The organism is Chryseobacterium sp., from assembly GCF_041914225.1.
In the GTDB taxonomy this organism is placed as follows: Bacteria; Bacteroidota; Bacteroidia; order Flavobacteriales; family Weeksellaceae; genus Chryseobacterium.
This window is the reverse complement of the sequence record NZ_JAYSDT010000046.1, coordinates 1-23,599: the sequence shown is the minus strand read 5'-3', so window position 1 is coordinate 23,599 and position 23,599 is coordinate 1. Positions and strand designations below refer to the sequence as shown.

Here is a 23,599-nt window from a genome sequence, read left to right as displayed (position 1 = left end):
CTTTTTCCATTGATAAAATTAGGGAAAAAATAGGAAATTATTAAGGTTTCATATCATACATTACTAAGGCTGTAATCAATTTTGGCTCAATAAATGTACATTTCGGAGGCATACTTAGTTTTAAGTCTGAAATTTTAATCATATCATTAAAACTTACAGGGTAAATCCCGAAACCTACCTTGCCTTCTCCGTTATCTACTTTTTCTTTTAGGATATTGATTCCGTTGATGTTGGAAGTTCCTTTTACATAAGAAATAAGCTCAGAGCTGTCCGGATCTTCAATTTTCAGAATATTTTTGAAAATATACTTGTCCAGAAGGTGGTGATCCAGATTGTCCAGAGACATTTCCTTGGAACGAAGATCGTGCTTTACGTGAAGAGAGTAAAACTTACCGTCCATATACATCGAAATGTGGAACTTTTGAGAAGGGTAGTATGGTGTTTCTCCTTTTTCGTGAATAAGGAAATACTGCTCAAGCTGCTTCAGGAAATCTTCCGGAGAAACTCCATTCAGATCATGTAAAATTCTGTTATAGTCATGAATTTTGATCGACTGGTTGGAAACAATAAAACTATATACAAAGTTGTAATGCTCTGTACCGTTATGTTTTTTGTTTTTCTCTTTATGATATTTGGCATTTAATGCTGTAGATCCGATTCTGTGGTGTCCATCGGCAATGTAGAAAGAATCAATCTGATCAATTACTTCTTTAAACTGCTGCAGCTTCAGACGATTGTCAATTCTCCATATTTTGTGTCTGATACCAAGTGAATCCACATGGTTGAAGATAGGGACATTTTTTTCCTCATGGTTCATCAGCAATTCAATTTTTGAATTGGCCGGATAGGTAAGAAGCACAGGTTCTGCCTGCAGATTTACCTTTTCAAGATAATGGGCCAGTTTTTCCTTTTTCTGCGGAATGGTACTTTCGTGTCTTTTGATTTTTCCATTCCAGAAATCTTCAATACTTGCCAATCCCAGAAGTCCTCTGAACATCTGTTTGTTGGGATAGATCTGCTCATAAAGATAATAGGCTGAATTGTCCTGGACTAATTTTTTTTCTTCCAGAAGTTCTTCAAATGTAGAACGGATCTTCCTCAGGTTCCGGTCAATATCTTTGGATTTACTTACAACATAGGGTTTGATCATATTGATGTAAGTATTTTCAACTTGAGCTTTCTCCGCAATCTCTTCCTGGGTGAAATTATCCAGTGGATGGGTAGGGAAAGTACTCTCAAAGTCTCTATGAGGTCTTATTCCACGGAAAGGTTTAAAAACAGGCATATTTATCTTATAGTTTCTTTTTGTAGCTTAATAATTTGTTCTGCAAGTTCGATACCGATTTTCTCCTGTGCATCTACCGTATTTCCGCCTACGTGAGGGGAAAGTGATAATGCAGGATTCATCAGCAAAGGTAATTCGGGGTTCGGTTCGTTTTCAAAAACGTCCAGTGCCGCTCCGGCTACTTTTCCTGATTCGATAAAATCAATCAGTGCCACTTCATTGATGACACCTCCTCTTGCAGTATTTACAATATAGACTCCGTCTTTCATTTTTTCAAACTGAGGAGTGTCCAGAATGTATTCATTCGTTTTCGGCGTATTGATGCTGATGAAATCGGCATCTTTAAGGAATGCTTCCATATCATTGGTGGAAGTGATTTCAAAGTTAACTGACTGCCCATCGAAAAAATTCAGCGTAAGAACTTCTGTTTTCGGACTTCTTGTCAGAACGGTTATTTTCATTCCTAAAGCAATTCCTATTTTTACAACTTCCTGGCCAATACTTCCAAAGCCGATTACTCCTAATGTTTTCCCTGAAAGCTCATGCGCATTGCTGAATGATTTTTTCATCGCATTGAAATGCGTTTCTCCTTCCAGAGGCATCAGTCTGTTGGATTCATGAAGGAATCTTGCCAGTGAAATGAAATGTCCGAAAACCAATTCCGCCACTGATTTTGAAGATGCTGTAGGCGTATTGATGACCTTAATGCCTTTGCTTCTGGCATATTCCACATCAATATTGTCCATTCCAATACCGCCTCTTCCGATAATTTTAAGTCCAGGACATGCATCAATCAGATCCTGCCTTACTTTCGTGGCACTTCTCACAAGAAGAACGGTCACATTATTATCGTTGATAAAATTAATAACGTGATCCTGGGCCACTCTATTGTCCAGAATTTCAATTCCGGCTTGTTTCAGAGCGTTTTCTCCTGCTTTTGAGATTCCGTCGTTTGCTAAAACTTTCATGAATTATTTGATTTAAAGATTGAAAGATTTATCTGTTTCAACATTGTAAAACCGGGGCGCAAATTAATAAATTTTAATTAACTGTTTTTAAATCTTTCAATCTTTGAATTTTTTTATACTAATTTGATAGATTTCATTACATCTACCAGAACCTGTACACTTTCAATTGGCAGAGCGTTGTATAAACTTGCTCTGTAACCGCCAAGGCTTCTGTGTCCGTTTAAGCCGCTGATTCCGGCAGCTTTCCAGGCATTATCAAATTCTTCTTTCTTGCTTTCATCCGTAATTCTGAAAGAAACATTCATCAGTGAACGGTCTTCTTTTACGCAGAAAGTTTCGAATAACGGATTGCTGTCGATTTCATCATATAAAAGCTTGGCTTTCGCTTCATTTCTCTGTTCTGCTGCTGCAATACCTCCGTTTCTTTCAAGGTACTGAAGGGTAAGTAAAGAGGCATACACAGGAAATACCGGTGGAGTATTGTACATGGATTCTTTAGCAATGTGCTGGGAATAATCCAGGATAGAAAACATGTTTTCTCTTCCTGTTTTTCCAAGGATTTCTTTTTTGATCACCACTAAGGTAACTCCTGCAGGTCCCATATTTTTCTGAGCACCGGCATAGATCAGATCAAATTTGGAAAAGTCCAGCTGTCTTGAGAAAATATCAGAACTCATATCACAAACCATCAGTGTATCCACTTCAGGGAAAGATTTCATCTGAGTTCCGTAAATGGTATTGTTGGAAGTGCAGTGGAAATAATCATATTCTGACCCAACCGTATAATTCTTAGGAATAAAAGAATAGTTTTCTTCTTTTGATGAGCCTACTATGTCTACTGTTCCTACTTTTTTAGCTTCTTTGATGGCTCCCGCTGCCCATGTTCCTGTATCCAGGTAAGCTGCTTTTCCACCTACTTTCATCAGGTTGTAAGGAACCATTGCAAACTGCAGGCTGGCACCTCCTCCCAGATAAAGTACTTCATAATCATCACCAAGATTCATCAATCTTTTTACAATGGCACGCGCTTCGTCCATTACCGCAACGAAATCCTTGCTTCTGTGGGAAATTTCAAGTAGAGACAATCCAATACCGTTAAAGTCTAAGATAGCCTGTGCTGATTTTTCAAATACCTCCTGTGGTAAAATACATGGTCCTGCGCTGAAGTTGTGCTTTTTGCTCATATTTTTATTTTTTGATTGCTTCCGGATTGAAATTCCTTTAGCTTTATTTTTGGGTTAAATTGGGATTTTTGGACAAAAAAACCGTCTCACAGACCATGAGACGGAAATTTTTTATTCGCCGTGTAAGAATGCTTTTTTATTAAGCAGAGCTTCTTCAGATTCTACATGATCCTCATCTGGCACACAGCAGTCTACAGGACATACCGCTGCACACTGAGGTTCTTCATGGAATCCTTTACATTCTGTACACTTATCTGTTACAATGAAATATACATCATCACTTACGGGTTCCTGTGGTGCATTGGCATCTACAGTAAGTCCTGACGGCAAAGTAATTGTACCTTGAAGAGCCGTACCGTCAGAAGCTTTCCAATCTACAGCTCCTTCATATATTGCATTGTTCGGGCATTCTGGTTCGCAAGCCCCACAGTTAATGCATTCATCAGTTATTTTAATAGCCATCGCTAATTTTTTTTAAATTTGCACAAAATTACAAAATTTTACCCAATTTTAAAGTAATTATGAATACCGAAAATCAAGTTTTAGGACTTATTAAGTTAAGCGATTATATAAAAGCGTTTTTAGCGAAGAAACCGGAGGATCACAATGAAGATGATGCTGATATTGAATTATTGTTAAAAAGATCTGAAATAGAGAACCCATGGTTTACAGTTGATAATCAGAAATTTGCTTTACAGCAATGGTCGGAAATTCTGACTGAAGACAACATCAGAAACTGGCTTGCCAATTATTCCATTTCTAAAATTTCAAAAAGAGTTGGACTTATTTTAGCGGGAAATATTCCTTTGGTGGGATTTCATGATGTGATTTCCGTGATTCTAGCCCATCATATTCCTGTTGTTAAGCTGTCTTCAAAAGATAAATATATAATTCCGTTTTTACTTAAAAAATGGAATGAGTTTTCCAATGGGAACGTGCCTTTTGAATTTGTAGAAAAATTAGAAAACTTTGATGCCGTTATTGCGACAGGAAGCAATAATACAGCTAGATATCTGGAATATTATTTTAAGAATCATTTGAGCATTATCCGTAAGAACAGGACTTCTGTTGCGGTTTTGAAAGGTGATGAAACGAATGAAGAACTGCAGTTGCTGGCAAAAGATATTTTCCAGTATTTCGGATTGGGATGCAGAAATGTAACAAGAATTTTTATCCCGCAGGATTTTGTGATTGACAGGCTGTTTGAGAACTTCTTAGGATTCCAGGATATTATCAATCATAATAAATATGCCAATAATTATGATTATAACAGAGCGGTTTATCTTTTGAATCAGGATAAATTCTGGGATAACAATTTTGTGATGCTGAAAGAGGATGAAAAACTGTTCAGTCCGCTTTCTGTAATCAACTTCAGCAGATATGAATCTTTGGATGATGTGAAAAGCTTTATTGCAGAAAATGAAGAAAATATTCAGTGTGTGGTGGCAAAAGAGGAGTTGGGACTGAATGCAATTCCGTTTGGCGAAGCACAAAATCCGGGTCTTGATACCTACGCAGATAATGTGGATACAATGAAATTTTTAGAACTGGTCTGATTTTCGTATCTTCCATCACTTATTTCACCAGAACAAAAATGAATACTATGAAAAAATTATTGCTGGGTCTGGCGCTTGTTGGCGGACAGCTGGTTTTTGCACAGAAAGTAACCGGTGCAAAGGTTGGAAACAGTCCTGAAAAGGAAGTGCAGGCTACTATAAGTAAAGAGAAGATCAGTTTGTATAATGATAACTTCCAGAAGTTCGTTGTGGCTTTGCAGGCTTCAGACCGTACGGCTATTGATGGCTTGATTTCTGAGAAGGTAAAGGAAATTGTGACGGATGATGTGCTTAAAAAAGTCAAAGACGGTATTGATCCCAACAAAAAACTTGAAGTCTTAAAGGCCGGATATTATAAAACAATGGATGGAATCAGTCATCCGAGTATTAAATACAAATATGAGGGAGGATCTTCCAAGGAAGTTATTACTGCTGTATTTGAGGATGACGGAAAAATTCTTGGGGTATTACCTGCGAAATAAGACTTATTTTATTTTCGATTAACAAAAAAATATTAACTATGATGACAGATGTTTTAGTTGCTCATTCTTCAGAGGTGGAGAAGGCAAATTTTTACAAGAAGACGTATTTGCATGTTGCATTATCGATTCTTGCATTTATTGGAGTGGAAACGATATTATTAAAAACGGTTCCGGTAGAACTTATTGCGATGATGTTTGGTCAGAGATACATCTGGCTGCTGATTATCGGAGTTTTCTGGTTAGCTTCTGTTTTAGCTTCCAAATGGTCGCTTTCACAAAGTAAATCTACTCAGTATTTAGGATTAGGGTTTTACATCCTGCTGGAAGCAATTATCTTTATGCCTTTGCTTTTTATTGCCACCAATATTGAAGGCGGGGCTAATGTAATCTTTCAGGCAGCTACTTTAACCATTGCTATGTTTGCAGGTATTTCTGCTGTGGCATTTACTTCTAAAAGAGATTTTTCTTTCTTAAGAAATATTATTGTAATCGGTGGGTTTATTTCCATCGGACTGATTGTAGGAGGAATGATCTTTGGCTTTAATCTTGGGTTATGGTTTTCAGTAGGGATGGTGATCTTAGCTTCAGCTACTATTCTATATCAGACGAGTAAACTGAAAGACTCTTATGGCACCAATCAGTATGTGGGAGCGGCATTGCAGCTTTTTGCTTCAATTATGCTTTTATTCTGGTATATTCTGAGTATTCTGATGAGCAGAAGAAACTAACAGATAAAGATCTTTTTTATAATAGTCCCGGTGATATTTTCATCGGGGTTTTTCTTTTTAACACAAATGGCGCAAATGATTTCACGAATAACACGAATTCAATAGGAACGGGCTTTAGCCTGTTTAAATTATAATTATATCGATTGTTTAATCCTGCGGATTTCAACAAATTAACACGGATGCTTGCGTATATTTATTTGTGTTATTTGTGAAATCGCTCGTGTTATTCGTGTTTTAAACCAAAACCAAAAAAATCCTGATGAAAATTTCACCGGGATTTTATTGGTTATTCTTTAAAATTTTTCATACAACTTCCAGCTTCATATGACCGGTTAAGGTCCTTCGAAGTACATTTTACAGTTGAAATAAAAGATTCTTAAAGAATAGAAAAAAGTATAGTAATGAGGAAAAACCTCAGGTATTGTATTTTGTGTTTTTATAATTTTTTGATAGAGGTTATCAAAAGATTATTTGTCAATTGATCCTAAAACTTTCTGAGCAAAAGAGTTTAAGGCGTCTTTCTCGCTCATTCCGTTTTGTACATTGGCATGAACTTCTAAAGCTCCGCAAATATTGGTGATTAATTCTCCTGCAACATTTAAATCTTCTTCGCTTGTTCCTCTGAATTCGCAGAAACTTTCCAGAACTTCTAATGTTTTTTCAAGATTTTCAGGAGTCTGATTTTGATAAAACTGTCTGATTACGGGTAATTTCATTATGCTAATTCGTTAAAAAGGTTAATTAAACTTTCTGCCTGGTTAGACTGAACCTGGTTTACCAGTTCTCCGTTTTTAAAGATGGCGAAAGTAGGTAAGTTGTCTACTTTTGCTAATTTTCTGCTTTCAGGAAGCTTTTCAGCATCTACATATAAAAATGGGATAGAATCATTTTCAGCTGCTAATTTTTTGAACTTCGGCTTCATGATTCTGCAGTTTCCGCACCATGTTGCACCATATTGAACAACTACTTTTTCGTTGTCGTTAACTATATTTTGTAATGTATCTTCGGTTAATTCTGTATACATGATTGTAATTTGAAAATTTATTAATTTGAAAATGTGTCAATGATTTGTAAAAGAGAAAATGAGATAACTTTTAATAATCCTGAGATTGTTTTTTTAATTATCTCATTTTCAAATTAACACATTATATTAGTTCTTAGCTAAGTATTCTGCAGTAGAAGTTCTGTCAGCTTTCATTGCTTCTTTTCCTTCTTCCCAGTTTGCAGGGCATACTTCACCGTGTTTTTGAACGTGCGTGTAAGCATCAATTAGTCTTAAGAATTCTTTTACGTTTCTTCCTAATGGCATGTCATTTACCGCTTCGTGGAAAATTTTTCCGGTTTCATCGATAAGGTAAGTTGCTCTGTAAGTTACGTTAGAACCTGTGAAAACTTCGTTTCCATCTTCATCATATTCGAAATCCTGATCAACAATTCCCAAAGTGTTTGCCAATTGTCTGTGTGTATCAGCTAAAAGTGGGTAAGTTACTCCTTCGATACCTCCGTTATCTTTTGGTGTGTTCAACCATGCGAAGTGTACTTCGTTAGTATCACAAGATGCACCGATTACTTTAGTGTTTCTTTTTTCGAATTCACCTAAAGCCTCCTGGAAAGCGTGAAGCTCTGTAGGACATACGAAAGTGAAATCTTTAGGGTACCAGAATAAAAGAACTTTTTGCTGGTTGTTTACTGCTTCATCAAGGATGTTGATTCTAAGATCGTCACCCATTTCAGACATTGCGTCAATTGTTAAATTCGGGAATTTTTTTCCTACTAAAGACATAATTTTTCTGTTTTTATATTTAAATTTCTTATGCAAATATATAAAAGATTTATCTATTGAACAAACGAATATTGATAAATAAAATCTATAATTGTTTTTGACGTGCTGTTAAATAAAAAAGCCCTGATATCAGGGCTTTTTGTTTATCTTAATAACCAAATATTTCAGTTAAATTAAGTTTTTTTACTTCACCTAATTTCTGCATATCGGCTTCATTTACTTTATCCTGAGAGGCAACGAGACAATAGGTGTAATTCTTGTTCCTCATCTCCTTGTCATGGAAAGCATTGATGTCTGCAAAAGATAGTTTCGGAGCCTGTTCATACACTGTCTTTCTCATATCAAAATTGTTTCCGAGTCTTTGGGATTTCAGATAAGAGAAGATGATTCCATCCTGAGTAATTCTTTCGGAAGCAATTGATTTTTTCAATCCGCTTTTTGCTGTTTCGAATAATTGTTCAGATTTTGGAAGCGTTGTTAAAAGCTCATTCATAGCTGTGGTAGACTCATTGAATTTGTCTGCCTGGGTTCCTACATAAGCCATGATCATATCCTTATCTGTTTTCTTGCTTGGAAGGGCAAAATAAGAATAAGTGGAGTAGGCCAGTGCCTTAGATTCCCTGATGGTCTGGAAAACAATAGAACCCATACCGCCTCCGAAATAACTGTTGAATAGGCTTACAGTAGGAGTAGTTGAAGGATTGTACTGGTCAGAGTTTCTCACCCAGAAAACTTCTGCCTGTACCATGTCATAATGGGCAAACAATACTTTGTTTTTATCTGTCGGAACCTGAACGAAAGTTTTAGACTTAGGAAGATCTTTCAGCGTTGCAGGAAGTTTGTGGATTGGTTTTAGCGATGCTACCACCTCGTTTCCTGTTTTCGGACCGTAATACAGTACTTTATGCTTGAAATTGAACAGGTCATGAAGAACATTGATCAGGTCTTCAGCCTTTAATGCGTCAAGCTCAGCATCACTCAATACATTATTGAAAGGATTCTGAGGACCATATTGAGCATAGCTTCTCAATCCGGACATGATGACTCCTTTATTCTGTTTAGCATTTGCTCTGGCTTTCTTCAATCTAACCTTGTAGGCATCAAGAGCTGTCTGATCTGCCTGGCAGTTTTTAATCAGATCTTCAAATAGAGCAACGGTTTTATCGAAGTTTTCATTTAAACCTTCCAGTGATACATAAGTTTCCTCGTTCCCGGCACTCACATTGAAGCTTGAGGCAAGTTTGTAGAATTCCTTACTGATCACTTCGGAAGATTTATCTTTGGTTCCTAAATACTGAAGGTATTCTGCTGCCAACGGAAGGATTTTGTTGTTCCATTTTCCTGAATCAAAGTGATAATACATTCTGAACAGGGCATTATCTGTATTTTTTACAGAAAGAACATCTACTCCTGCTAATTTGTTTTTATCAATATCTTTATCGTAATTCAACCATACCGGAGCAATAGGGTTTTCAGGCATTTCGTCAATCTTCTTAAGGAAAGGAGACTGGTCTTCTCTGTTAACGGAAACCGGAGTGATAGTTGGTTTGTCAACTTTTACAATGCTCTTGTCTTCTCCTTTTCTTTTGTAAACAGCAACATAGTTATTGTTCTGGAGATATTTGGAAGCAAAATCCATAATATCTTTTTTCGTAAGCTTGGAGATTTCATCTACATATTCCAGCGATGTTTTATGATCAATGTCAGAAGTAAATTCATCCATCAGGATACTTGCTCTTGACGAATATTTTTCATCCTTCTGAATGATCCCTTTCTTTTCATTGTTTACGATAGACTGGATCAGGTCATCGGAGAACTCACCTTTTCTCAATTTATCAATTTCCTGAAGAAGAAGGTTTTTTACTTCATCAAGAGATTGTCCTTCAGTAGGCTTTCCCTGTAGAAGCAAAACGGAGTAGTCTTTTAAAGCATAAGATCCGGCGTAAGCTCCAAGTAATTTTTGCTTTTTTACCAGGTCAAGGTCAATTAATCCTGCCTGTCCGTTGGTAAGCATATTTCCAACAAGGTTCAGCATTCTTGCATCTTTCGTGGAAGCTCCCGGAAATCTGAAACCAAGCATTACATTTTCAGGATTTGGTCCTACCACTTCTTTTACAATCGGAGCGCTGATTGCTTTTTCCTGTCCTACTTTATATTCAGGAATTGTTTTAGGCTTCATATAAGAGAAAGCCTTGTCAATCTTTGCAATCACTTCATCCGGATTGAAATCTCCGGACATGATGATTCCCATATTATTAGGAACATAATACGTGTTGTAATATTCTCTGATGGCTTTCAGTGAAGGGTTTTTCAAGTGTTCAATCGTTCCGATGGTCGTCTGTTTTCCATAATTGTTGTTAGGGAAAAGATTGGCAAACATCGTATCAAAAACCTTATCGCCGTCATCATCAAGAGATCTGTTTTTTTCTTCATACACTGCTTCCAGCTCTGTGTGGAAGAGTCTCAGAACAGGTTCTCTGAATCTTTCAGCCTGTACAGCAAGGAACTTATCCAGAACGTTGGCAGGTACATCTTCCGTATATACTGTCTGCTCAAAAGAAGTGAAGGCGTTAGTGCCATCAGCTCCCATACCGGCCATCATTTTGTCGTATTCATTTGCGATTGCAAATTTTGCGGCTTCTCCTGAAACCCTGTCAATTTCTTTGTAGATCTCTTTTCTCTTAGCCTCGTCTTTGGTCTGATTGTACTTTTCGTAAAGAGCGTCAATCTGGTCTAACAACGGTTTTTCTTTTCCCCAGTCTTTAGAACCGAACTGATTCGTTCCTTTGAAAAGCATATGCTCAAGATAATGGGCAAGACCGGTGTGGTCTGCGGGATCGGTTTTACTTCCTGCTTTTGTTGCAATATAGGTTTGAATTCTCGGATCCTTATTGGTAGGGCTCAAAATAACCGTCAATCCATTTTTTAAGGTATAATACCTTGCGGAAGTAGGGTCATTGGTTACATACTTGTACTTGTAGCCATTCGAAGTAGCTTCTTTCCACTGGAAATCCTGGCCAAAAGCATATCCCGCAAAACTCGCTGCGGCAATACTTGTGGCGATGGTCAGTTTTTTTAACAGATTCATTGCTGTCGTGTTTTATTTTGGGTTATTAATTTGTTAACTGAATTGTTCCAATAAGTTTTTGATTCGTTTCATAGCCTCTCTTAATTCCTCCTCAGAAGCAGCATAAGAGAATCTGATGCATTCCGGACTTCCGAAGGAGAATCCGCCAACACAGCCTACATGCGCATTTTCCAGAAGGAACATGGCAAAGTCATCAGAGTTTTTAATTTCAGTTCCGTTCAAAGTTTTTCCGATGTAGTACGAAATATCCGGGAAGAAATAGAAGGCTGCTTTTGGAAGTACCACTTTAAATCCAGGGATTTCTTTGATTAATTCATAAACAAGATCCCTTCTTTTTTTGAAGGCATCAATCATATACCTGTATTCAGAAGGATCTGTTTTTAAGGCAGCAATAGAGGCTCTCTGTGCCATCGTATTGGCACCGCTTGTCATCTGTCCCTGTACTTTTTCGCAAGCTTTTGCCAGCCATTCAGGGCATGCGGAATATCCGATTCTCCATCCTGTCATGGCAAATGCTTTCGACATTCCGTTGATTACGGCTGTCTGTTCATATACTTCAGGAAACTGAGCGATAGATGTCGTTTTTGTTTCGTAGTTGATATACTCATAGATCTCATCAGAAATGATCGTTATCTGAGGATATTTTGCGATAACTTTCGCGATAGATTTTAATTCGTCGTAGGTGTAATAACCTCCTGACGGATTACATGGAGAACTGAAGAGTACTGCTTTGGTCTTTTCTGTAATAGCTTCTTCAAGCTGTTCTGCTGTAACTTTAAAATCGGTAACATAAGATGTAGGAAGAATCACAGAAGTACCACCCATCATTTTTACCATTTCATCGTAGCTTACCCAATAAGGAGCAGGAAGAAGAACTTCGTCACCATCATTGATGATAGCTGCCAGAACATTGATAATGGCCTGTTTGGCACCATTTGAAACACAGATCTGGGTAGGTTTGTATTCCAGGTTGTTGTCTCTTTTTAATTTATAAGCAATCGCCTCACGCAATTCCAGAAATCCCGGAACAGGAGAATAATGGCTGTAATTCTGATTAATGGCTTCGAAAGCGGCCTGTTTGATATTGTCCGGAACATCAAAATCCGGTTCACCAAGAGTTAAGCTGATTACATCTATTCCGTTAGCCTTCATCTCTCTGGCTTTATTAGACATGACAAATGTCTGTGAGTATCCTAATCTTTTTACTCTATCTGAAAGTTTATCCATGTATTTTTTGAATTTTAACAAATATATGATAAAAACGCCTTGCAGGGACAATAAAAATGGGATTGCTTTGAAGATATTTGTCAGGTTTTGGTCAAATGTATTATGATGTCTTTTTTGTAGGTGATTAATTTTTAATCTATCCAGTGAGATAATAAGAATAAAAATTACTTCTGATGCTCAGTCTTTTGTATCTTTAAAGCATTTAAGACCTAATTCTATGAAGTATTCCGTTTTTTTATTGCTGATTTCATGTACTGTTTTCTCTCAGAAGCATTCCAAAGATGATGAAGTGAAAAAGTATGTCTCACAGGTCAATGAAGATTCACTGAAATCTTATATCGGTAAGCTGGTAAGTTTTGAAACCAGACATACTTTAAGTTCAACAGATGATCCTAATCACGGAATTGGTGCTGCAAGAAACTGGGTCATTAAAAAATTCAATGATTATGCTAAAAATTCAGGAGGTAGAATGGAAGTATACCTTCAGCAGGAAGATATTCAGCCTGATGGAAAAAGAATTGACAAGCCGGTAAACCTGGAAAATGCAGTTGCTTTTCTGAAAGGAACAGATCCAAACGATAAAAGAATTTTCCTGATCGGAGGACATCTTGATTCGAGAGTGACTGATGTAATGAACAGAACTTCAGCAGCACCCGGAGCCAATGATGACGGCAGCGGAGTAAGTGCTGTTATAGAATCCGCAAGAATATTGAGCAGGTCTTCATTTCCGGCCTCGATTATCTTTGTGGCGTTCTCCGGGGAAGAACAATCGTTGTTAGGCTCTAAACAGCTGGCAGAAAAGATAAAGAAAGAAGGTTTACAACTGGAAGCCGTTCTGAATAATGATATGATCGGGAATCCCAAAGCGGGAGAAACAGGAGAGATCAATACCCGGACCCTTCGTGTGTTCAGTGAAGGTCTGCCTTACAAAGACCTCGATAAAAAAGCAATGACTATCAGAAATCTGGGTTTTGAAAATGACAGCGAATCCAGACAGCTGGCAAGGTATATCAAAGAAATTGCGGAAGAATACGTGAAAGGGCTTGAAATAAAGCTGATCTACAGAAATGACCGGTTTTTACGGGGAGGTGATCATACCAGCTTTGTCAACAACGGGTTTCCGTCTGTAAGGCTTACCGAATACTATGAAAATTATGATCATCAGCATCAGGACATCAGGATGGAAAATAAAAGGCAATATGGTGATCTGCCTGAATTTATAGATTTTAAATACCTGAAGAAGAATGTTGCTGCCAACATTGCAGTACTGGCAATCTTGCAAAATCCACTTCAAAGTCTGAGAATGTGGAAATGGATGTTAAGCAACTGACGAACTCCACTACGCTTCACTGGAAAAAACCAAAATCAGGAACGCCGGCAGGGTATTATGTCCTGGCCCGCGAAACTGACAGTCCAGTGTGGCAGAAAAAAATCTTTACAACAGGACTTTCCATAAAAGTACCGCTTTCGAAAGACAATTATATTTTTGCTGTACAAACGATCAGTCAATCAGGGAACCCTGGTGTGCCGGTAATTCCGGGAATTGCAAAATAATGATCTCAGTTAAGCTGAGTTCAATGCTTATCCGGAAAGTAGATTTGAATACAAGAGAAATAAAACTTATTTTTGCTGTTTATAATAATTCACATGTCTGCATCGTTACTATTAAAATATTTCCCGGATCTTACTGAAAAACAGAAAGAACAATTTTCACAACTGGAAAATCTGTATAATGAATGGAATGAAAAGATCAACGTAATTTCCAGAAAAGATATGGAATCCCTGTATGAAAAACATATTCTTCACTCTCTGGGAATTGCAAAAGTGATGGCATTCGCTCCCGGAACTAAAGTTCTGGATATCGGAACCGGAGGAGGTTTTCCGGGAATTCCGCTGGCCATCCTGTTTCCTGAAGTAGAATTTACTTTGATTGATTCTATCGGGAAGAAAATCAGTGTAGTACAGGCTGTAGCAGATGGAGTAGGCTTAACCAATGTAACGGCTATCCACGGAAGAGCAGAGAAACTGAAAGAGAAATTCCACTTTGTGGTCAGCAGGGCGGTAACCCAGATGCCTGAATTTTTAAGATGGCTGAAAGGGAAATTTGAAAAAGAACAGTTTAACCCTAAACATAACGGAATTTTATATTTAAAAGGGGGTGATCTTGCAGAAGAACTGGCTGGAATTAAATGTGAAATTTTCAACCTTAAACACTATTTTGATGAAGAATTTTTTGATACTAAAAAGGTAGTTTATGTATCAAAAGGTAATTTTAATTCCTGATTTTTAAGTAAATAAGGAATAATTTTTGCTAATATTTGTTAATAATCAGAAAACTAAAGGTTATGAAAAAACTTTTAAATATTGGATTTTCAATATTCGTGTTTGGCGGGCTTCTGGTTTCGTGTAATGATGATGATTACCAGACGATTGAATCTATTGATAAGATCAAAATCGACAGCGTAAAAATTGTCAATGATACCATGGATGTTTTTGCAATACAGAGCATAAAGACTTATTCCACCTATCCGTCACACTGTGAAGGCTTTTACGGATATGACTATGTTTACAATACCAATCTGGAAAGAACGGTGACTTCTTATAAATATATTACGAACGGACCTTGTACACAGGGAAATTACGTGGGAGCCAGCCAGATCAACTTCAGCCCGCAGAAAAAAGGCACTTATACTTTTAAATTCTGGAACGGAGGAAATAGCTGGATTACCAAAACAATTGTAGTAGAATAATGAAATTGAGTATCGTATTGTGTCTGCTGGCAGCACAGACAGTATTCGGACAGAAGATTACCTGGCAGGAAGATAAAAAGCTGACCTGGGATAATTTTAAAAGTCCGGTCGGTAATAAAAAGAATCCCGATGTAGCAGCATATACCCATTGTGGCTGGGAGTTTTCCGCTGTAAAATCTTCAGATCCAAAGGCACCTGTTACGATTTCCATTACAACCATATTCCATGAAGAAAAATCATGGAAAGATGTCACAAAAATGAATGATTATATTCTGCTGCACGAACAGAAGCATTTTGACATCGCAGAATTATTTGTGAGAAAATTCAGAAAGTCAGTTGCTGAAAAAATCAAAAATTCAGGAGACTACAATAAGTATTTCAAAGCAATTTATGATGGGATATCCATAGACTATAAAAATTTCCAGATGGCTTACGACAGAGAAACCCGTCATGGAATTGACAAAGAAAAACAGGCCGAATATAACGATTTAATTTCTGAACAACTAGACAACTTAAAAAGCTACCAAGCCCTTTGAAATTCCTCAATAAGATCATCCACGAACTGCTAGCACAAAACCCGGATCTTTCTGCGTTTAATATCATTCTGCCCGGAAAACGTCCCATTGTATTTATCCGGCAGATTCTGGAAGAAAATCATTATTCAGGGTTTCTTCCCAACTTTTTTACCATTGAGGAGCTCGTGAATAATATTGCGGGTCAGCAGCTTATTCAGGGTATTCCGCTGTGGCTTTTTTCATTTGATGTATACAGAAGCCTGAATCTTATTCCCAGGGATGATTTTTCAGACTTTCTGAAGTGGTTCCCGACATTACAGAAGGATTGGGATGATATTCTTAAATTCTCAGACAGTGATCAGGCAGTTCTGCAGTACATGTTTGATGAGGAAAGGATCAAAGAATGGGCTCAGGATCTTGGAGAGGATGATGATGTTCCAAGAAAGAAATTCCTTAATTTCTGGCAGAATATGAATGTTTTTCTCCCTGCTTTAAAAAAGAGGTTACAGGAAAAAAACTGGGCCACTTCAGGAATGATTCATGAGGCTGCCAAAGCTAAGGTTGCTGATTTTGCTAAAAATACCGGAGATGAGTTCGTGTTCTGTGGGTTCAATGCTTTTACTCCGGTAGAAGAAAAGCTTGTAAGAAGTCTTTTGCAGTGGAATAAAGCCCAATGTTTCTTTCAGGCAGACCGGTATTATTTCAATGATGAAAGACAGGAAGCCGGTAAGTTCCTCAGAAACCATAAAACATGGAAAGAATTTGATGACAACAGGGCTTTCCAGTGGATAGAAGACGATTTTAACCAGCCTAAAAAAATTAAGGTGTACGAAGTTTCCGGGAATGTAACCCAGACAAAAGTACTGCCCGAAATTTTTAAAGAGATCAATAATAAAACCTATTCCAATACAGCTGTAGTATTGCTGGATGAGAACCTTCTTCCTGCAAGCCTTGATGTGATGCATGGGGTTGACAACCTGAATATTACAATGGGATTTCCGTTGAAAAACCTGTCTTTCTCCAATGCAATAAAACGTCTTTTCTATCTGCAGAAACAGCTTGAAAAAAATAAATCTTCCTATTATTACAGGGATGTTTTCCCGATCCTGGAAGAATTGCCTAAATCTGTTGAAGATGAACAGATTATTAATGATTTTAAAGCCAAAGTAGAAGAGAGGAACATTGTTTATATCTCTCATAAACTTTTACATGAACTGCTGAGCGGGCTGTCTTATTTCGGGCTTCTGCAGAAAGCTCCGGGAACAAATGTTTATCTGGATATGCTTATAGCATTCTGCCAGCAGGTAAAATGGCTTGAAATAGATGATATTCAGTATGAGAATGTTTCTCACTTTGAAAATGCATTCAGAATCATCAAAAATCAGTTGACTCCTTACAATATTGAGATCAAGATGGAAACGCTGGAAATTCTGATCAATCAGCATATCAATTCTGAAAGTATCGATTTTCAGGGAGAGCCGTTGAGAGGATTACAGATCATGGGATTGCTGGAAACACGTCTTCTGAATTTCGAGAATGTTATTCTGCTTTCTGTGAACGAGGGAAAACTTCCGCTTGGAAACTCTCAGAATACCTATATTCCTTTTGATATCCGAAGATTTTTTGATCTTCATACTTTCCTGGAAAATGACAGTATTTATGCCTATCACTTTTACAGGCTGATTCAGGATGCTAAGAATGTCCATTTATTGTACAATGCTTTAAGCTCCGGAGTCAATACGGGAGAGAAAAGCCGGTTCATTACCCAGATTGAAATGGAGAGTTCGCATGAGATAGAACACCTGATCATTGAAAATTCTTCTGAGCCTATTGCAACGCAACCCATAGAAATTTCCAAGACACAGATCGTGCAGGAACGGCTTGAAAAATGGAAGCAAAAAGTATCTGCATCACACCTTACCAGTTACCTCTATAATCCGATTGACTTTTATCTTTCAAAGATTTTAAATACCTCGGAAACGGATGAAATTGAAGAAGAGCTTTCGGTGAAAAATTACGGGAATTTAGTTCATTATTCACTTCAAGAAGTGTATGAGGTATTAAAGGGTAAGATTTTAAAAGAAAGTGATTTAAGGAATTCAGTTAAAGCGATAGATCAATATATAAATATCGCTATTGAAAAGCTGAAACATCAGCCGGAATTCTATGAAAAAGGGATGAACTATATCCATAAGGCCATTGCTAAAAAAGTAATTGAGAATGTTCTTAATCACGATCTTGAACTGATAAAACAAGGCAACAAACTGGAAATTGTTGATATTGAAAGAAGGTTTGAAAACATCGATTTTCCTCTTGATGGAAATGATAAAATATCTTTCTTCGGATTCATTGACCGTATCGATAAACTGAATGGGACGCTGAGAATCATTGATTATAAAACAGCCAAAATTAAAAATCTCAATGTAAAAATTGATGAAGATAATGTGGCTGAATATTTTCACAACAGTGACAGAAAGCAGGCGCTTCAGCTTTGTATTTATCATTACGTGGTACAGCATCTTCCGGAATTTTGGGGATACCCGATTGAAACAGGGATCTGGAGCTTTGCAGATGCCAGAAAAGGAATGGTTTCCCTGCAGTTCGACAAAGGAAATATTGATGATGCCATGAAAGCTGTCAAAAGTCTTATCCTCGAAATCCTGAATCCTGATATCAACTTTGTGGAGACCATAAAAACGTATTAAAAATATTTAATATTGATTTGAAAGGATGTGTATTCTGAAAATCAATAGTTTATTTGTTTTAAGTCATAGGCCGAAATAGATTTATTTACTTCACATAACAGGTCAATTTTATGGGTAACTTTTTTGTGTATCTTTACTCTTTATAAAACTTTTTTAAGTTAAAATCGGATACACCAAGAATCAACAATGAAAAAGATCCTGATATTTTTTGCTATAGCTTTCTCTCTTATGATCAAGTCTCAGCAAAAGAATGATTCCCTGAATACAGCTCTTCAGAATGTAACCAAAGACACCAAATTTGGCCTGGCACTCAGCGGTGGCGGAGCAAAAGGGTTCGCACATATTGGTATTCTTAAAATGATAGACTCATTGGGCATCAAGGTAGATTATATTACAGGAACCAGTATGGGAGGAATTCTGGGAGGCCTTTATGCAATGGGATATAATGCTGACCAGCTGAAGCATACCATTTATAAAATGGACTGGAGCAGGATTCTCAGCAATAAAATTCCTTACAGCAAAGTCAATATCAGTGAGAAAGATGAGTATGACAAATATATTCTTGAGTTCCCTGTAGTGAAAGGATTTCCGACGCTTCCAAGTTCTTATATTGAAGGGCAGTACATGGGAGAAGTGCTTAATACTCTTACTTTCAACGCAAAACATATCAATGATTTCAGCAAGCTGAGAATTCCTGTTCAGCTTACTTCCTCAGACATTGAAAACGGCGGTCTGGTGATGCAGAAGGAGGGATCTCTTCCATTGGCTATCCGTGCTACATTGGCAATTCCGGCAGCTTTTGCTCCTGTTTATATTGATGGGAAACTTTTGGTGGATGGAGGATTAGACCGTAATTACCCCGCCAATGAGGTTCGTGAGATGGGAGCGGATTTTGTGATTGGCGGTTATACAGGATTCAGGCTTTTCACCAAGAAAGAAATTGAGAACCCTATGAAGATGATTTATCAGACCCATGCCATCCGTTCGGTAGAAGATTTTAAGCATCAGAAAGAGTTGTCCGATATCCTGGTGGATTTTGTAGATCCTTTGGGAGAGATTACAACGAAGGATTTTGCCAGGTTCAGGAGAATCATCAAAATAGGAGAGACCGAGGCGAGAAAGCACCTTCCTGAGTTTGTTGCCCTTGCTGAAGCCCAGCGAAAAGCCGGGATCAAATATGAACATGAGATGATTGAGGAAGTAAAACTGCCCACTACAAAATTTACCTTCAATGAAGAAGACGGAACTCCCATTAATGATGCCGCAGAAGTTGAAGTGCTTAAAAAGCAAATGGGACTTACGGAAGGAAAATATTACGATGTAAAAACGGTAAATGAAGCAATAGACCGTGTATTCGGGATGCGCCAGTATGTGAAGGTATACTATACTTATACGAATGAAAATGATGGCCTTATAATGAATGTTTTTGTGAAAAGAGCCAAAAAAGGGGCTTTCAAACTGGCTTTGCATTATGACACCGAGCAGTCGGTGGGAATTATTGTCAATTATACCTACAGGAATATCCTTCTGAACAGATCAAGATTTCTGGCAACGGTAGATATTTCTGAACGTTTTAAAGCTAAAGTTGCTTACCAGCAGTTTTTAGACAGTGGGGAAAGGCTATGGCTGGATCTGGAAGCTAAGATGATCCATCTTAAAAGTAACGACCTGAATTTCAGGTTGTATGATGTGGGTGCTGATGGCGGAGACAGCTTTCCTAACCATATGTACCGCAATATAACCGGAAAGATAGCTTTAAACTATAATATAAGTCCTAATGCTTATCTTTCACTGGGAACAGAGTTCAGTACGGAAAGAATGTACAGCTTACTGGATAAGGTGGATCAGGCAAAAGTGGATAATTACAGTAAAAAATTATATAATCACAGCAATTTTAACACGTTTCTGAAGTTTGAACAGAATAATCTCAACAAAAGATATTTCTTTACAAAAGGGAATCATCTGCAGGTAAGTACAAGATTCTATTATGGAGATCAGTATGAGCTGTATGATCTGAAAACCGTACAGCCGCTGTTATATCCTATACTAAACCCTAAAGATTCTTATTATTATCAGCCAAAAAACCTGGTTTCTTTTACATTAAATGAAAACTTTGCCTATCCGATTACGAGGCGGCTTGCTGCAAAAGTAAACCTTTTTCTGGGTACAAGCTTTGGTGCGCAGAGAGAAGACCAGGTGCCTTATCTCTTCCTGAATCAGAAATACAATTTAGGAGGCAGTGAGTACAATTATGATCTTCTAAGTCCTGAATTTAACGGGCTTCGGCAGAAAGAGCTTCCTATGACTTCCGTGGCGAAGGCAGCTGTATCATTTCAGTACAGGATTATGAAAAGGCTTTATCTTACCCCTTCGTTCAGCTATGGGAAGGTGAGTGAGGAATTTTCTCCTTTTAATAACAGTTTTGATATGTTTGGTTATGGAGTGAACCTGGGGTATGAATCTTTAATAGGCCCTATCAGTCTTAACCTTTCCAGAAACAATCAGCTTGATTTTTCCAGGATATATTTTAGCATCGGATTTAAGTTTTAAATGCCTTGTAAATGTTTTAAGGTATTGAAGCAAAAAAGCACTTCATTGCTGAAGTGCCAAAATTAACTTGAAATAAGATATAGAGGAGTGATTGATTTAAAGTTTTACTTTTTTATTAATGACTTTTCCATTAGACAATGTCATCTGTACCAGATATACCCCGGATTCCAGGTTTCTGGATTCAAACAATGGTTTGTTAACTTCCTGCTGAATGATCAGTGATCCGGAAATGCTGTAAATGCTGATATTTTTGATATCATTGCCGGCTTTTGCAATAATCTGCTGTTTTTGGGTAAAGATATCTGCTTTGTTCTCAGAAGATGACATACCTCCGATGGCCTTACTGAACTGAAGGTTGTAATAAGGAGTTACAACCTCAAAGGTATAGCTTTTATTTTCCAGATCCTGTATATTAATTCCCCCGGCTTCACGGTATTGTTTCTGAGAAATACTCTTGATAAGTGTTTTATTTTCGTCAAAAATGTTGACTGAAGAAAGTTCATCCTGATCAACTTTCAATTGCAAAACGGATGGGGTAGCAGATTGTACGATTTCGTTTTCAGCAACTTCTTTTGGGGTATTCTTGATGTATGGAATTATTTTATTTTCATTGTTTTCCAGTACTTTCAATAAATAAACCCCATCTTTTAGGGCTGATAAATTACGGTTGTCGGCTGCTCTTTTCTGCGTTTTTTCCTGATTGAAATCTGTAATTTCAAGAAGCTGCATTGTTCCAAGATCCGGTTTTATCTGTGAAGAAAACAGTACCGGTTTTTCAGAGGTTTTCTCTGCGTTCTGCTTACCGAAAACTGATCCTGCAATTGCCCATTCATTAAGTAAACCGCCACTTCTCAAGGTATTGAACTTGGCGTTGGAAGCCAGAGTGAACGGGAGAATTCCTCCTACATGTCCGAGTGGTCCCCAATAAAAGGAGTCCAGTTTATATTTATTCAGATCCCACCATGGGTAATATCCTCGTTGAATATCAATTGTCTTGGACGTATTTTCAGGTGGAATAGCTAAATCAACAGTTGAATGCCCTAATGTCATCGGGGTTTTATTGTACCAGTCGTAGACATCTTTAGGTTTCAGACATTGTCTGAGCTTATTATTAGGATTACTGGTAACATCATTAACAAAGCTGCTGGTGAAAAGTTTTCTCCATATTACCGGTCCCCATAGCAGGCCGCCGTTATCCTGAACAACATGATAATTGTATTTATCCAGATATTCAGCAGAAATAACTTCTGAAATGTCATTATTGTATGTTTTGTAGCCTGTATTGTTGCAGCTATTAACAACATTGGCAACAAATGAAGTAAACGGATAAAAGTTTTTTTCCAGAATACCTTTATTCAAAGTCACTCCGGAAAAATCATACGGCCCGTCACCCATATATGCATACTTGAATTTAATATTATTGGGATTAGAAATACTTAATCTTTTTAATGTAGACATTGCAGCATGGGCTCCCTGAGAATAGCCGGCTAAAAAGTATTCGTCATAACGTTTAATGTTCAGCTGTGCCAGTACTTTATTGGCAGCAGTGATAAAATCGATGGTAGCTCCGGCTTCTGTGGCGTAATCTACATATGGATGAACTCCATCTCCGGGTTCCCATCCCTACGTAATCAGGAGCCATCAAGATATAACCATTAAGGACATAAGACAGTTCAACTACAAATCCTGCTGTTAATGCTCCTTTGAAATTAGACGGGACATTATACCTGCTGTCTGTAGTTCCGTGGTCAGAAACTACTGTTGACAGTTTAAACGGCACGTTAGGATACATAAGCAATCCTGTTGCTTTTACAAGAACATTATTTTCATTTTTGGTGTAATAGGTGATTTTGTAGCCTTTTAAACCAACATTAAAACTGCTGAGATAGCTGGAGAATTCCGGAGCGTTCTGTTCTCCGAGATTATCGGCGATAAAATTAATAACGCCCTGCGGTGTTAAATCCAGTTTCTGTTCGGCACTTACAACATCACCGGCCTGTTGTGCAAAGTAAAATGGTGCTGTAAGACTTAGTAAAAAAGTTGTGATTTTTTTCATATTGTTTGTTTTTGTGTGGTATTAAAGTAATAAATTTAATAAAATAACAAAAATTTTACAATATCAATAATTATTCAATGAATATCAATTCTCTGCAAAGTGAGTAAAACAAAGGAGTCTGGCCATTGGCCAGACTCCTTTGTCTATATTTTGTCTTTCTTAAAAAGCGTTGATTCCTGTAATGTCTAATCCGGTGATCAGTAAATGAACATCATGCGTTCCTTCGTAAGTAATTACAGATTCAAGGTTAGCAGCGTGTCTCATCATCGGGAATTCACCCATGATTCCCATACCACCAAGAATTTGCCTCGATTCTCTGGCAATATCGATCGCCATTTTCACGTTGTTGCGTTTAGCCATTGAAATCTGGGCAGGAGTTGCCTTATGGTTATTTTTAAGATTTCCTAACTGAAGGCATAGTAACTGGGCTTTGGTGATTTCTGTTAAAAATTCAGCCAGCTTTTTCTGTTGGAGCTGGTAAGAACCAATTGGTTTACCAAACTGCTTTCTTTCTTTAGAATATTGAACTGCAGTACAGTAACAGTCGATAGCAGCACCAATTACACCCCATGAAATTCCGTATCTTGCAGAATTCAGACAAGAAAGCGGGCCTTTCAGTCCGGTTACTCCCGGAAGTAGATTTTCTTTCGGAACCTTTACATTATTGAATACCAATTCTCCTGTTTTTGAGGCTCTTAAGCTCCATTTATTATGAGTTTCAG

The 23,599-nt window shown here is 37.5% G+C and carries 22 protein-coding genes; 10 read left to right on the top strand and 12 right to left on the bottom strand.

The window, feature by feature from the left end:
* Positions 1–40: 40 nt before the first annotated feature.
* The 4 genes from ACE3RB_RS16495 to ACE3RB_RS16480 all read right to left on the bottom strand — a co-directional run bounded on the left by ACE3RB_RS16495 (position 41) and on the right by ACE3RB_RS16480 (position 3,899).
* The gene (locus ACE3RB_RS16495) at positions 41–1,285 is read right to left on the bottom strand and encodes a DUF1015 domain-containing protein (RefSeq protein ID WP_374465209.1); all 1,245 of its coding nucleotides are present in this window, start codon (positions 1,283–1,285) and stop codon (positions 41–43) included.
* A 2-nt stretch (positions 1,286–1,287) separates the two neighbouring features.
* A complete protein-coding gene (locus tag ACE3RB_RS16490) occupies positions 1,288–2,253 on the bottom strand; it encodes a D-2-hydroxyacid dehydrogenase (RefSeq protein WP_374465208.1) in 966 nt (321 codons plus the stop codon).
* Positions 2,254–2,366: 113 nt separating this feature from the next.
* Positions 2,367–3,437: a 3-phosphoserine/phosphohydroxythreonine transaminase gene (gene serC, locus ACE3RB_RS16485; RefSeq protein WP_374465207.1), complete on the bottom strand. Its 1,071-nt coding sequence runs from the start codon at positions 3,435–3,437 to the stop codon at positions 2,367–2,369.
* Positions 3,438–3,548: 111 nt separating this feature from the next.
* Positions 3,549–3,899 (bottom strand): 4Fe-4S binding protein, encoded by a 351-nt coding sequence (locus tag ACE3RB_RS16480; protein WP_002980006.1) that lies wholly within the window; start codon positions 3,897–3,899, stop codon positions 3,549–3,551.
* A gap of 59 nt (positions 3,900–3,958) precedes the next feature.
* On the opposite strand from ACE3RB_RS16480, the gene ACE3RB_RS16475 reads away from it, so the two are divergent.
* The 3 genes from ACE3RB_RS16475 to ACE3RB_RS16465 are packed head-to-tail and all read left to right on the top strand — an operon-like array spanning position 3,959 to position 6,203.
* Positions 3,959–4,993 carry an acyl-CoA reductase gene (locus tag ACE3RB_RS16475; RefSeq protein WP_374465206.1) on the top strand — a complete coding sequence of 345 codons (1,035 nt, stop codon included), beginning with the start codon at positions 3,959–3,961 and terminating at the stop codon, positions 4,991–4,993.
* A gap of 47 nt (positions 4,994–5,040) precedes the next feature.
* Positions 5,041–5,475 carry a peptidylprolyl isomerase gene (locus tag ACE3RB_RS16470; RefSeq protein ID WP_374465205.1) on the top strand — a complete coding sequence of 145 codons (435 nt, stop codon included), beginning with the start codon at positions 5,041–5,043 and terminating at the stop codon, positions 5,473–5,475.
* A 38-nt stretch (positions 5,476–5,513) separates the two neighbouring features.
* A complete protein-coding gene (locus ACE3RB_RS16465) occupies positions 5,514–6,203 on the top strand; it encodes a Bax inhibitor-1 family protein (protein WP_374465204.1) in 690 nt (229 codons plus the stop codon).
* A gap of 467 nt (positions 6,204–6,670) precedes the next feature.
* On the opposite strand, the gene ACE3RB_RS16460 is transcribed toward ACE3RB_RS16465, so the two are convergent.
* The 5 genes from ACE3RB_RS16460 to ACE3RB_RS16440 form a co-directional block, all read right to left on the bottom strand.
* Positions 6,671–6,919 carry a hypothetical protein gene (locus ACE3RB_RS16460; protein WP_002980002.1) on the bottom strand — a complete coding sequence of 83 codons (249 nt, stop codon included), beginning with the start codon at positions 6,917–6,919 and terminating at the stop codon, positions 6,671–6,673.
* Complete coding sequence (locus tag ACE3RB_RS16455) at positions 6,919–7,227, bottom strand: co-chaperone YbbN (RefSeq protein WP_002980001.1); 309 nt, start codon at positions 7,225–7,227, stop codon at positions 6,919–6,921. The genes ACE3RB_RS16460 and ACE3RB_RS16455 overlap by 1 nt, the downstream gene beginning before the upstream one ends.
* A 126-nt stretch (positions 7,228–7,353) precedes the next feature.
* Positions 7,354–7,986: a peroxiredoxin gene (locus tag ACE3RB_RS16450; RefSeq protein WP_002980000.1), complete on the bottom strand. Its 633-nt coding sequence runs from the start codon at positions 7,984–7,986 to the stop codon at positions 7,354–7,356.
* A gap of 148 nt (positions 7,987–8,134) precedes the next feature.
* Positions 8,135–11,074, bottom strand: coding sequence for an insulinase family protein (locus tag ACE3RB_RS16445; protein ID WP_374465203.1), 2,940 nt, complete (start codon positions 11,072–11,074; stop codon positions 8,135–8,137).
* A 33-nt stretch (positions 11,075–11,107) separates the two neighbouring features.
* Positions 11,108–12,301, bottom strand: coding sequence for a pyridoxal phosphate-dependent aminotransferase (locus tag ACE3RB_RS16440; protein WP_374465202.1), 1,194 nt, complete (start codon positions 12,299–12,301; stop codon positions 11,108–11,110).
* Positions 12,302–12,518: 217 nt separating this feature from the next.
* Between ACE3RB_RS16440 and ACE3RB_RS16435 the strand changes: the two genes are divergently transcribed.
* From ACE3RB_RS16435 to ACE3RB_RS16405, 7 genes are all read left to right on the top strand, one after another.
* On the top strand, positions 12,519–13,631 hold the full coding sequence (locus ACE3RB_RS16435) for a M20/M25/M40 family metallo-hydrolase (RefSeq protein ID WP_374465201.1): 1,113 nt from the start codon (positions 12,519–12,521) through the stop codon (positions 13,629–13,631).
* Positions 13,613–13,855: a hypothetical protein gene (locus ACE3RB_RS16430; RefSeq protein ID WP_374465199.1), complete on the top strand. Its 243-nt coding sequence runs from the start codon at positions 13,613–13,615 to the stop codon at positions 13,853–13,855. The genes ACE3RB_RS16435 and ACE3RB_RS16430 overlap by 19 nt, the downstream gene beginning before the upstream one ends.
* 93 nt (positions 13,856–13,948) lie before the next feature.
* Positions 13,949–14,584 carry a 16S rRNA (guanine(527)-N(7))-methyltransferase RsmG gene (gene rsmG, locus ACE3RB_RS16425; protein ID WP_002979996.1) on the top strand — a complete coding sequence of 212 codons (636 nt, stop codon included), beginning with the start codon at positions 13,949–13,951 and terminating at the stop codon, positions 14,582–14,584.
* A 62-nt stretch (positions 14,585–14,646) separates the two neighbouring features.
* Positions 14,647–15,051: a hypothetical protein gene (locus tag ACE3RB_RS16420; protein ID WP_374465198.1), complete on the top strand. Its 405-nt coding sequence runs from the start codon at positions 14,647–14,649 to the stop codon at positions 15,049–15,051.
* Positions 15,051–15,587 carry a DUF922 domain-containing protein gene (locus ACE3RB_RS16415; RefSeq protein ID WP_374465197.1) on the top strand — a complete coding sequence of 179 codons (537 nt, stop codon included), beginning with the start codon at positions 15,051–15,053 and terminating at the stop codon, positions 15,585–15,587. The genes ACE3RB_RS16420 and ACE3RB_RS16415 overlap by 1 nt, the downstream gene beginning before the upstream one ends.
* Positions 15,584–18,271 (top strand): PD-(D/E)XK nuclease family protein, encoded by a 2,688-nt coding sequence (locus tag ACE3RB_RS16410; RefSeq protein WP_374465196.1) that lies wholly within the window; start codon positions 15,584–15,586, stop codon positions 18,269–18,271. Before ACE3RB_RS16415 ends, ACE3RB_RS16410 begins: the two co-directional genes overlap by 4 nt.
* Before the next feature lie 186 nt (positions 18,272–18,457).
* Positions 18,458–20,821 carry a patatin-like phospholipase family protein gene (locus ACE3RB_RS16405; protein ID WP_374465195.1) on the top strand — a complete coding sequence of 788 codons (2,364 nt, stop codon included), beginning with the start codon at positions 18,458–18,460 and terminating at the stop codon, positions 20,819–20,821.
* Positions 20,822–20,917: 96 nt separating this feature from the next.
* Here ACE3RB_RS16405 and ACE3RB_RS16400 read toward each other — a convergent pair whose 3' ends face one another.
* From ACE3RB_RS16400 to ACE3RB_RS16390, 3 genes are all read right to left on the bottom strand, one after another.
* Positions 20,918–22,279 carry a T9SS type A sorting domain-containing protein gene (locus tag ACE3RB_RS16400; protein ID WP_374465194.1) on the bottom strand — a complete coding sequence of 454 codons (1,362 nt, stop codon included), beginning with the start codon at positions 22,277–22,279 and terminating at the stop codon, positions 20,918–20,920.
* A gap of 76 nt (positions 22,280–22,355) precedes the next feature.
* Positions 22,356–22,877 carry a hypothetical protein gene (locus ACE3RB_RS16395; RefSeq protein ID WP_374465193.1) on the bottom strand — a complete coding sequence of 174 codons (522 nt, stop codon included), beginning with the start codon at positions 22,875–22,877 and terminating at the stop codon, positions 22,356–22,358.
* 159 nt (positions 22,878–23,036) lie between these two features.
* Positions 23,037–23,599: acyl-CoA dehydrogenase family protein (locus tag ACE3RB_RS16390; protein WP_374465192.1), on the bottom strand; the 563-nt coding region annotated here is incomplete at its 5' end.